This window comes from Aminobacter sp. P4_D5 (assembly GCF_056401815.1).
In genome coordinates, this window is sequence record NZ_JBFUIP010000182.1 from 1 (window position 1) to 10,657 (window position 10,657).

Sequence of the window (10,657 nt, forward strand, 5' to 3'; positions counted from 1 at the left end):
GAACTCGCCCAGGAACAATCCGTAGTCCCACCAGCCTGGGTGCGCGCTGGTGCTTTCGACGGCACGCTTCATGATCGGCACGCCGTCGCTGTAACTGCCCGCAAGCACCAGGGCGTAGCCATATGAAGCGGCCATGGTCAGGTCATAGGTGTTGAGTTCGTAGGCCTTGCGTATCCAGCGCATGGACTCGGAGCCATCGCCGACACGCGATTGCAGATAGCCGAATGCGCGATGCGCGTAGGGGCTGGTGGAGCCCATCTGCACCGCACTATGGGCAAGGGCATATGCGCCCTCTGTCGAGGCGTTGGACGGATAGGGATAGTTGTCGGTCACCGCCTCCTGTTGCAGCGAGGCGAGTTCGGCGTAGACCACGGGCGACTTCGCGCCGCGCTTGGACAGCTGTTCCATGCACTGGTAAGCGGCGCGATGCTTGGCGGCATTCTGATCCATGTAGTAATCGCCGCTGAGCAACAGACAGGCTGTCAGCCCTCGCTGCAACCCATTCTGCTCGATGTAGCCATAGACCATGCCCGAAGCGGGGATCGTCGAGGTGACGATTTCGGCGATGCGGTCGTCGATGACGTCGGGGCTGACGTCTTGCGGGGACAAAACACGAGACAGCAGGATCCTGCCGCTGGCCATGTGCTGAAGCTCGACCAGCACCGATCCGCTGCTGGGACCAGCATTGACGGTGAAGTCGAAATCTGTGGCGTCGGCGCGCCTGGCGGCTTCGGGTCGGTCGCGGGCGATGAGGTCGATCGTATCGAAGCCAGACAGGGCCGTCCGCAACACGGTCGCCACGCGCGCTGTCTGCCCGCCCTCCGAGGCCGAATGGATATGCACGGCCGGCAGCTGGTCGACGGCATCTCCGATGCTCGAGGTGGCGCCGCGGAAATCGCTCAGGCCGGCGATGTCGATTCCGATGGGGCCGCCGAAATTGCGGAAAACCAATATGCCGAGCATGACGATGACCAGCGCCATTGCCGCCCAGAAATAGCGCAGCTGCCGCTTGACGCTGGTGCCGGAATAAGCCGGATCGGCCTGCGCCTCCTCGCCCTGATGCTGGTGGTTCCCGGCAAGGACGGCGTCAGTGGCCGCGACAGCGGTGTCGCCTTGAATCTCACCGGAGGAGGGGGCGTCAGGCAGGGGTTCGGCCACTGCCTCATATGTTGGGACATAGCTGCCGCGCGGAATGACGATGCGGATCGGATCGGTGCTGCCCTCGGCGGCATAATAGTGGCCAAGCAGTTCTCTCAGGCGTCCGGCCTGGACGCGGACAACCGCGTCGGTCGCGGAATCGAACTCGGCGTCCTTGCCGAACACATCCACCGCGATGGCAAAACCCTTCAGCCGCTCGGCATCGCCGGCGAGCTCGCGCTCGACAAGATAGCGCAACAATTTTCGTGCCCGGTCGGATCGGCCGAAGGTCTCGCTGGCAACAAGCCGCTCAAGCGCTTCGCGCACTGCGGGGGCAGCAGGCGTGGAGGCAACCAAGTATCGACCCTTTTCGAACCGGTACGAATGGCCCGATCATAGACAGCTGGCGTCGGCGCACAAGCGCGCTGAACAACGATGGGCAAACGCCTCGCCGTTATCCACGGGCGAGGCGTATTCGAAGTCGAGTTAACCTTAACGCGACAGGATGCGGTTGGCCGCTGAAACCACCGCTTCAAGCGAGGCAGCCACGATATTGGTGTTGATGCCGGCGCCAAACAGGCGGCCGCCGGGATATTCCACTTCCATGTAGCAGATGGCCGAGGCGTTCGAGCCGCGCTGGATCGAATGCTCGGAATAGTCGAGCACGGAAAGGTCGATGCCGATGTGACGCGAAAGAGCGTCGACAAAACCGTCGATCGGGCCATTGCCTGTGCCCGAGATCGTCACCTCCTTGCCGTTGTCGACAATGGTCGCTTCGACGACGCGGCGGCCCTTCATCACAGGATCAGGGAAGGTCTGGTGGTCGACGAACTTGAGGCGCGCGGCGGGCTGGTCGACATAGACTTCGAGGAAGCGCTCATGGATGCGCTTGGGCGAGACTTCCTTGCCTTCGGTGTCGGTGATCGCCTGGATGTCCTGGCTGAACTCGACCTGCAGCGAACGCGGCAGGTTGAGGCCATAATCGGCCTGGAGCACATAAGCGATACCGCCCTTGCCTGACTGCGAGTTGATGCGGATGATCGCCTCGTAGCTGCGGCCGACATCGGCCGGGTCGATCGGCAGGTAGGGCACTTCCCACAACGGCTTGTTGGCGACTTTGATCGCCTTCATGCCCTTGTTGATCGCGTCCTGGTGCGAGCCGGAGAAGGCGGTGTAGACCAGTTCGCCGACATAGGGGTGGCGTTCGGGAATGACCATCTGGTTCGAATATTCGTAGACTTCCTTGATCCGCTCGATGTCTGAACAGTCGAGATTGGGATCGACCCCTTGCGTGAACATGTTGAGTGCCAGCGTCACGACATCGACGTTGCCGGTGCGCTCGCCATTGCCGAACAGCGTGCCTTCGACACGGTCGGCACCGGCCATCAGGCCGAGTTCGGTGGCCGCGATTCCGGTTCCGCGATCGTTGTGCGGGTGCAGCGAGATGATCAGGTTCTCGCGGTTGTCGAGGTTGCGGCACATCCACTCGATCTGATCGGCATAGATGTTGGGCGTCGCCATCTCGACCGTCGATGGCAGGTTGAGGATCAGCTTGTTGTCTGCCGTTGGCTTGATGATCTCGGTGACAGCGTTGCAGATTTCGAGCGCGACTTCGAGTTCGGTGCCGGTGAAGCTTTCCGGCGAATACTCGAAGCGATAGCCGCCGCCGGCCTTGGCCGCCATGTCGGTGATCATCTTGGCGGCGTCGGTGGCGATCTGCTTGATGCCGGCGACATCCTTGGCAAACACCACGCGACGCTGCAACTCGCTGGTCGAATTGTAGAAATGAACGATCGGCTTATGCGCGCCCTGCAGCGCCTCGAAGGTGCGGGTGATCAATTCGGGGCGGCACTGGACGAGAACCTGCAGCGACACGTCGTCGGCGACATTGCCCTCTTCGATGCACCAGCGGGCGAAATCGAAGTCGGTCTGCGAGGCCGAGGGAAAGCCGATCTCGATTTCCTTGAAACCCATGTCGAGCAGCAGCTGGAACATGCGCGCCTTGCGGTCATGGCCCATCGGGTCGACGAGCGACTGGTTGCCGTCGCGCAGATCGACCGAGCACCAGATCGGTGCCTTGTCGATGGTCTTGGACGGCCAGGTCCGGTTGGGCAGGTCGATCTTGTGATAGGCTTGGTACTTCACTGCGGCGGTCGGCATGCCGGCGCTGCGGCCGGCATCGGCTGCGTGGGTGGTCTTGCTCATTGTCGGTCTCGTTCTCTTGGCCGCCATGCACGACTTGGCGCGCACGCTTCAGCGGTTTTAAATCAGAATTTGGGTTCTGTTGTGAAGAGTAAAGGAGCTAATGCCGCGGCGGCAATTCGACCGCCGGACGCTCCCTTAACGAGCCCGGCGATCGCCGATAAGGCTGAGAAGAAGCAGAGCCGAAGAAAGCGCGCGCAGCGTCTCGCCCGCAAAAGCGGCCGGACGGGAGATTTTGTTGATCTTGCGCGAAGTCATGGCCGCTCTCTTACAGGAGCCGTCTTTGGCGCGCAAGGGTGGCGCGCGTCAAGCGAGTGCAGGCCTCAGCGTATCGTCGCGCGGACAAAGTCGCTCTTGATGCGCACTTCCGGTTTGGCACCTGGAGTGTTGACGATGGCACTGTCGACGAGCGCTGCCCCGGCGGTGACGGAATAGCTGATCGGCACGCCCTTGCCGAAACCAAGATAGACATCGAGCGCCTTGGCATCGATGTCGACGGTTTCGTCCTGCCTGAGGGTTGCGAAGTTGAGGCGGGCCTTGACCGCTTCGCCTTTCAAATCGACGCTTTCGGCGCGGCCGTCGAGCGAAACATCGGCGGCCTTGCTTACGATGCGAACCGCGCCAAATTCACCGGCGAGGATGGCCTGCAATGCGGCATGATCGATGCTGACGGCGCTGTGTTTTGGCACATTGGCGCTGATGGCGGCAACACAATCGGACAGGTCGATCCATGAAGGCGGAAGCACATTGACGTAAAGCGTCGTGCCTTCGATGCGCATCTCGCTGGCATTGCGGCAATCGCTGAAGAACCAGCTCGAATACCACTGCGTCAACCACCCGTTCCTGCGGCTGCCGAGGCTCGCTTGATATGGCGCCTCGTCGGTGGTGATGTGTACCGAGCTTGCGTCGCCAATGATGGAAATTGCGGTGATAGCGGAGACGTCGAGCGTTTTCCTCGCCGATTCCGCGGCATTGGCCGGCAAGGTGGCAGCGCCTGCAACAATCACCAGTGTGAGCAGTTGGCTTTTCATTTTGAAACTCCGATCGTTTTTGCGGCCTGAAGTGGCGGCCGTTGATCGGTGCTCCGGGATGCTGATTATCTCGACCTCAAACACGATCCGGGTCGACCGCAATTGCGATAAAGGACATTCTCACCTGCAATTGCCGCTTCGTATGGACCGCGTGCCCGATGATTTTTGTTCCCCTGCCGTTCGTCGTGGCGCTGCTGCTTGCCATCATGCTCGTACGCATGGTGCGCCAGGGCGAGGCGGGCCTTGAGCAGAATCGCTATTTTATCCTGCTGATGTCAGCCTATGCATTGCAGTCCATATTGATTGGGCTGCGTTGGGGTTACGACCTGCGCGAGGTCCTGCCCGTTCAATCCGTACTCGCGGTCACCATCGCAGCCCTGGCCTGGATCAGTTTCCGCAACCTCGCAGTCGAGCAAACAGGAGCGTCTAAACCGCTGATCTGGCCGCATTTTCTGCCGGCCGGCCTTGTGCTCGTGCTGCTGATCTTCTGGCGCGAGCCGGTCGGTCCGCTGATCACCATTGTTTTTTTGTCCTACGGCACAGCACTGCTGTGGCTGGCACGGCATGGGCCTGACGGTCTCATTGCCTCGCGCCTCGACGGTTCGGTCGTTTCCTATCGCTCCCTGCTGGTAACTGCATTCTGGATCATTGGCTCTGCGGTCACCGACGTGATCATCACCCTCGATCTGCAGTGGACTGGTGGGGCGTATTCGGGCGCTGTTGTCGGCTACGCGAATGTCATCGCTCTGCTGGTCCTTGGCGGAGCTGCGTCGATGGCGAGCCAGAACGGTGGAGCCCGCTTTGTCAGGCAGCAACGAGCCTCAGGCGACCGAAGAGGATTCAGCCGTCGCGGCGTCTGTCGATGCGCTGATGCGCGAAAAACACCTCTACAGGGATGTCGACCTCAATCTTGGGCGCATCGCCAGGAAACTCAACCTGCCGGCGCGGCGGGTCTCGCTTGCCATCAACCGCATCCACGGCATGAGCGTGTCGCAATACGTCAACAACCACCGTATCGAGGAGGCCCGCCGGCTGCTGACGTCGACCGACGAGCCGGTGACGCGGATCATGTTCGACGCCGGATTTCTCACCAAGTCGAATTTCAATCGCGAGTTTCTGCGGGTGACCGGCCTAAGCCCGACGGCGTGGCGACAGCACAACTGCACGGCCGAGCCGCAGTCAGGCCGGCAAACGTCTAATCCTTGATCGCCTTGGCGACCAGCTTGGCCAGGGCCGGGCCGAACATCAGCACGATCATGAAGCGCAGCATTTGCAAGGTCAGCACGAAGGACAGGTCGACGTCCTTGGAGGCGGCGGCGATGATGGCGATGGAATCCATGCCGCCGGGGCTCGTCGCGAGATAGGCCGTCAGCGGATCGACGCCAAGGATGRTGTGCAGCCCGAAGGCCAGCATGCCGCAAAAGGCCATCAGAGCCGCGATTGAGCCTACCACCTGCGGCAAGGCCCGCGCAGCATGGCGCAGGATCGGCCGGGTGAAGTTGAGCCCGATCGACCAGCCGATCAGCGTGTAGCCAAGCGCGAGCAGCCATTCGGGCAGCTGTAGCTCGACACCAAAACCAAGATGCACGACCGCACCGACGATCATTGCGCCGACGAAGTAGGGCGAGGGGATACGCAGGAGATATCCGATCGTACCGCCCACTACGGCGACGCCGATCATCGCGCCGAAGGCCGGCCAGACGATTGTCGGAAACCATTCGAGCGTGGGCGCTTCGACGCCTGACGTGTCGACCCAGAGCCGGGCGACGACTGCGGCGGCAATCGAGACCATGATGACGCGCAGATATTGCATGAAGGCGACAAGCCGCGCGTCGGCGCCGAAGGCATCGGCCATCAGCACCATGGCGGTGGCAGCACCTGGAGCTGAGCCCCATACTGCGGTCGTGCCCGGCAGCACTTTCAGCCGCGAGATGAACCAGCCGAGGAAGCTGCTGGCGGCGACCGTGGCGACGGCCGCGCCCAAAAACAGCGGCCATTCGGCGGCGAATGTGGTGAAGATGCCGGTCGAGATCGAACTGGCGACGAGGCAGCCGATCAGCGCCTGTGCCGAGACGAACAGCGGCTTGGGCACGCGCACCGTTGCGCCGTTGCTGCCGAGCAAGATGGCGACCAGCATCGGCCCGACCAGAAGGGCGGCGGGCAAATGCGCGATTTCGAGCACGCCAGCCAGCAGCACCGAACAGACCAGCAGCATGAGCCATTGCAGCCAGGGTCTTGTATTGGTGAGCGGGGCTTCGGGCTGCGGGGCTGGTTTCATGGCGCCGTCTTAGACGCTTTTGGCAGATGATGTCAGTCTTGCAGGGCGCAAAATGCAAGGGCCAAGGCGTGAATGTGATGCCATCGCCTCTGCGGACCAAACGAGGGTCGCCGCATCTTCTACCTCGAATGTCGCATTGACAGCGTATGCAAAGCTCATACGTTCACCGGTCTCGATGGCAGGCGAGGAGGCACTGCCGAACATGTGTGGAGGAGTGCACTGATGATCTCGAAATTCACGCGCCGCGCGACACTGGCGCTGGGGCTTTCCGCTGTTTCCCTGCTGGCGCTGGCGCCGCAGGCCCTCGCCCAACAATTCCCCGACCGGACCGTGACGCTGGTGGTGCCTTTTGCCGCCGGAGGCTCGACCGACGTCGTCGCCCGCATCATCGCGCAGAAGATGTCGGACGATCTTGGCCAGCAGGTCGTCGTCGAAAATGTCGCCGGTGCCGGCGGCAATATTGGTGCCGATCGCGTCGCCCGGGCCGATCCGGATGGCTACACGATCCTGATGGGCACGGTCGCCACGCACGCGCTCAACCCGCTCATCCTCAAGACCAAGCCCTATGATCCGGAGAAGGATTTCACGCCGGTTTCGCTGCTGGTGATCGTTCCCAATGTGCTGGTCGTCAATCCGCAGCTGCCGGTCAAGAACGTGCAGGAACTGATCGCGCTGCTGAAGGCCGAACCCGACAAATATTCCTATGCCTCGTCGGGCAACGGCACGCCGCTGCACCTTTCCGGCGAGCTGTTCAAGGCGATGGCCGGCGTCAGCATCCAGCACATTCCCTACAAAGGTGCGGGTCCGGCGCTGAACGACGTGGTCGGCAACCAGGTGCCGATCATGTTCGACAATTTGCCGTCCTCGTCGTCGCACATCAAGGGCGGCACGCTGCGGGCGCTTGGTGTGACGACGGCCGAACGCGCCCCGTCCTTCCCCGATGTGCCGACGATCGCCGAGGCAGGCGTTCCCGGCTACGAAACCTACACTTGGAATGCGCTGTTTGCGCCGGCAGGCACGCCCGAGGATGCCGTCGACCGGCTGAACGCCTCGGCCAACAAGGCCATGACCGACCCGGCTGTGATCGAAAAGATGAACGGCTTCAGCGCCAAGATCGTTGGCTCGACGCCGGAAGAACTCGCAGCCCACGTCAAGGCCGAGCTCGCCAAGTGGGGCCCGGTGGTCAAGGACGCCAACATCCAGATCGATTGATCCGTTTGCCGGGCGGCGTGTCGTTTTCGGCGACGCGCCGTCCAGGCTTGCCATTCAGGCCGTTGGCAGCCCGAAGCCGCCGACCGGTTCGATCTCGGTGCTGGAGTCGAAGCCGGCGATCATCGGCATTGCCTGCTTGATCGCGGCTTGGACTTCCGGCAGTTGTAACGACGCCTTGTGGCTTGCGCTGTTGTCCCACACCTCGGTGATCCAGATCGCGTCGGCGTCGGCCGGGTCGTTGGCGATGACATAGCTCAGGCAACCCGGCATGGCGCCGGTGCTGCCAAGAAGAATGGCCAGCAGTTCGTCGCGCTTGCCGGCTTGCGCCCGCATCTTTCCTATCAGACCGTACATGTCAGACCTCGCATCTCGCCGTCCGCTGGCTGGATAGAGCTTGCGCCGGCGGCTAATGTCCAGAGGCAGCCCCTTGTTTCGGCGCCGTTGCCGACATCATCCTGACAACGGGAAGGCTGGCAGCGGGTTCAAGCGAAGGGCACCGCAACCGTGCCCTTGGGCAGCTTGGCTTCGTCATCCGGTTCGACATGGATGATGACACGAACCGAGGGGATTTCTTCCCGCAGTGCATCCTCGATGCGGTCGCAGATGACATGGCTTTCGCCGACGCTCATGTCGGCATCGACAACCAGGTGGAACTCGATGAAGGTGGCGCGGCCGGCGATGCGGGTCTTGAGATCGTGGACTTCAATCGCGCCCTTGGAGTTGGACGAGATGATGTCGCGGATGCGCATATGCTCGTCGAGCTCTACGGCGCGGTCCATCAGCCCGTCCATCGATGAACTGATGACGTGCCAGCCCTGCCACAAGATGTTGAGTGCCACGATCACCGCCAGCAGCGGGTCGAGGATCGTCCAGCCGGTGACAATGGCGCCGACAAGGCCGATCAGCACGCCGGCGGATGTCACCACGTCAGTCATGATGTGGTGGCCGTCGGCGACCATGGCCGGCGAGCGCTCGGAGCGGCCGACGCGGATCAGCATGCCGGCCCAGAACGCATTGATGACGGCGGCAAAGCCATTGATGCCGAGGCCGAGCCAAGGCTCTTGGGCATTCATCGGCACGCCCCAGCTGCGCCAGACCTCGAACAGGATCAGAAGGGCGGCAACGATGATGAGCACGCCTTCGAGCACCGCCGAGAAATATTCGGCCTTGTGGTGGCCATGCTGGTGGTCGAGGTCGGCCGGCTTGTGGCTGACCTTGATTGCCCAGAACGCGGCCATCGCGGCGACGACGTTGACGATCGACTCCAGGGCGTCCGAATAAAGCGCGACCGAGCCGGTCAGCCACCAGGCGACGAACTTCAGCGCCATCACGGCCGAGCCGACGATGATCGACCAGAAGGCGATCTTGGCAACGCGCCGCTTGGCCGAAGATGGCTGGCTGCGCGTGGCTGAGCCCTGCGTTTGGGTCTGCGTCATCATTTTCTGTTTTGGCTCCTGTCGGCTTGGACGCTGATGGCGGCCGCTAGGCCGCCTTGTCCTTGGCCTTGCGCGGCATGTGCGCAACCACATTTTCGATCATGCGCATGCCCGCGTCGTGGCCGAGCGTCATGATCGATTCGGGATGGAATTGCACCGCCGCGATCGGTTCTTTCTTGTGTTCAAACGCCATGATCACGCCATCCTCGGTCTCGGCGGTGACGACGAAATCGGAAGGCAGGCGCACTGGATCGGCGAAGATCGAATGGTAGCGGCCGACGGTCACTTCCTTGGGCAGGCCCGAGAAGATGATGCCCGGCTTGGAGATGCGGATGCGCGACGGCTTGCCGTGCATTGGCACGGCGAGCTGCCGGAGTTCGCCGCCATAGGCTTCGGCCAGCGCCTGCAGGCCAAGGCACACGCCGAAGATCGGCAGGTCGCGGGCGCGCGCCTTCTTGATGGTTGCCGCGGTGTCGAAATCCTTGGGCGTGCCGGGGCCGGGCGAGAGCACGACGAGGTCGGGCTTGACCCGGTCGAATATCTCTTCGGGCACCGGCGAGCGCACGGTCGAGACATCGGCGCCGGTCTGGCGGAAGTAGTTGGCGAGCGTATGGACGAAAGAATCCTCGTGGTCGACGAGCAGGATCTTCACCCCTTCGCCGACGCGGGCGGTGGTGCGCTCGTTGCCGGGGGCATTGCCGGTCTTGGCGTCGCGGATGGCGGAAAGCATGGCTGAGGCCTTCAGTTCGGTTTCGGCTTCTTCTTCTTCGGGAACGGAATCGTAGAGCAGGGTGGCGCCTGCGCGCACCTCGCCGATACCGTCCTCAATGCGGATGGTACGCAAAGTCATGCCGGTGTTGAGATCACCGTTGAAATGCACCATGCCGATCGCCCCGCCATACCAGGCGCGTGGGCTTTTCTCGTTCTGCTCGATGAAACGCATGGCCCACAATTTGGGCGCGCCGGTGACGGTCACCGCCCAGGCGTGGCTCAAGAAGGCGTCGAAGGCGTCCATGCCTTCGCGCAGGCGGCCCTCGATGTGGTCGACTGTGTGGATGAGACGCGAATACATCTCGATCTGGCGGCGGCCGATGACACGCACCGAGCCGGGCTCGCAGACGCGGGATTTGTCGTTGCGGTCGACGTCCGAGCACATGGTGAGCTCCGACTCGTCCTTCTTCGAGTTGAGCAGCTTCAGGATCTGCTCGCTGTCGGAGATGGCATCGTCGCCGCGCTTGATCGTGCCCGAGATCGGGCAGGTCTCGACGCGGCGACCATTGACGCGCACGAACATTTCGGGCGACGCGCCGATCAGATATTCGCCTTCGCCGAGATTGATGAAGAACGAATAGGGCGAAGGG

The 10,657-nt window shown here is 62.4% G+C and carries 9 protein-coding genes; 2 read left to right on the forward strand and 7 right to left on the reverse strand.

Annotation, left to right across the window (positions count from 1 at the left end):
- From AC1DWF_RS26570 to AC1DWF_RS26580, 3 genes are all read right to left on the reverse strand, one after another.
- Nucleotides 1–1,494, reverse strand: a 1,494-nt coding sequence (locus AC1DWF_RS26570; RefSeq protein ID WP_476842234.1) for a tetratricopeptide repeat protein, incomplete at its 3' end; no start/stop codon positions are given.
- Nucleotides 1,495–1,629: 135 nt separating this feature from the next.
- Nucleotides 1,630–3,297: a 2-isopropylmalate synthase gene (gene leuA, locus AC1DWF_RS26575; protein ID WP_476781551.1), complete on the reverse strand. Its 1,668-nt coding sequence runs from the start codon at nucleotides 3,295–3,297 to the stop codon at nucleotides 1,630–1,632.
- 365 nt (nucleotides 3,298–3,662) lie between these two features.
- Complete coding sequence (locus AC1DWF_RS26580) at nucleotides 3,663–4,370, reverse strand: hypothetical protein (protein ID WP_476781531.1); 708 nt, start codon at nucleotides 4,368–4,370, stop codon at nucleotides 3,663–3,665.
- Between the two features lie 870 nt (nucleotides 4,371–5,240).
- On the opposite strand from AC1DWF_RS26580, the gene AC1DWF_RS26585 reads away from it, so the two are divergent.
- On the forward strand, nucleotides 5,241–5,576 hold the full coding sequence (locus AC1DWF_RS26585) for a helix-turn-helix domain-containing protein (RefSeq protein WP_476781552.1): 336 nt from the start codon (nucleotides 5,241–5,243) through the stop codon (nucleotides 5,574–5,576).
- Here AC1DWF_RS26585 and AC1DWF_RS26590 read toward each other — a convergent pair.
- Nucleotides 5,566–6,648, reverse strand: coding sequence for an AbrB family transcriptional regulator (locus tag AC1DWF_RS26590; protein ID WP_476842235.1), 1,083 nt, complete (start codon nucleotides 6,646–6,648; stop codon nucleotides 5,566–5,568). The two genes, AC1DWF_RS26585 and AC1DWF_RS26590, sit on opposite strands and share 11 nt — an antisense overlap.
- A 222-nt stretch (nucleotides 6,649–6,870) precedes the next feature.
- Here AC1DWF_RS26590 and AC1DWF_RS26595 point away from each other — a divergent pair, with 222 nt between their 5' ends.
- The gene (locus tag AC1DWF_RS26595; protein WP_476781533.1) at nucleotides 6,871–7,860 is read left to right on the forward strand and encodes a Bug family tripartite tricarboxylate transporter substrate binding protein; all 990 of its coding nucleotides are present in this window, start codon (nucleotides 6,871–6,873) and stop codon (nucleotides 7,858–7,860) included.
- 54 nt (nucleotides 7,861–7,914) lie between these two features.
- Here the strand turns inward: AC1DWF_RS26595 and AC1DWF_RS26600 are convergent, their stop codons facing one another.
- The 3 genes from AC1DWF_RS26600 to AC1DWF_RS26610 form a co-directional block, all read right to left on the reverse strand.
- The gene (locus tag AC1DWF_RS26600) at nucleotides 7,915–8,214 is read right to left on the reverse strand and encodes a putative quinol monooxygenase (RefSeq protein ID WP_476781534.1); all 300 of its coding nucleotides are present in this window, start codon (nucleotides 8,212–8,214) and stop codon (nucleotides 7,915–7,917) included.
- Nucleotides 8,215–8,342: 128 nt separating this feature from the next.
- The gene (locus AC1DWF_RS26605; protein ID WP_476781553.1) at nucleotides 8,343–9,296 is read right to left on the reverse strand and encodes a cation diffusion facilitator family transporter; all 954 of its coding nucleotides are present in this window, start codon (nucleotides 9,294–9,296) and stop codon (nucleotides 8,343–8,345) included.
- A gap of 46 nt (nucleotides 9,297–9,342) precedes the next feature.
- A partial coding sequence (locus AC1DWF_RS26610) for an anthranilate synthase (protein WP_476842236.1) occupies nucleotides 9,343–10,657 on the reverse strand: 1,315 nt, incomplete at its 5' end.

Excerpts from the sequence above, each read along its gene's own strand:
- AC1DWF_RS26580 (WP_476781531.1), bottom strand. The coding sequence starts at position 4,370 with ATGAAAAGCCAACTGCTCACACTGGTGATTGTTGCAGGCGCTGCCACC.
- leuA (WP_476781551.1), bottom strand. The coding sequence starts at position 3,297 with ATGCCGACCGCCGCAGTGAAGTACCAAGCCTATCACAAGATCGACCTG.
- AC1DWF_RS26605 (WP_476781553.1), bottom strand. The coding sequence starts at position 9,296 with ATGACGCAGACCCAAACGCAGGGCTCAGCCACGCGCAGCCAGCCATCT.
- AC1DWF_RS26595 (WP_476781533.1), top strand. The coding sequence starts at position 6,871 with ATGATCTCGAAATTCACGCGCCGCGCGACACTGGCGCTGGGGCTTTCC.
- AC1DWF_RS26585 (WP_476781552.1), top strand. The coding sequence starts at position 5,241 with ATGCGCGAAAAACACCTCTACAGGGATGTCGACCTCAATCTTGGGCGC.
- AC1DWF_RS26600 (WP_476781534.1), bottom strand. The coding sequence starts at position 8,214 with ATGTACGGTCTGATAGGAAAGATGCGGGCGCAAGCCGGCAAGCGCGAC.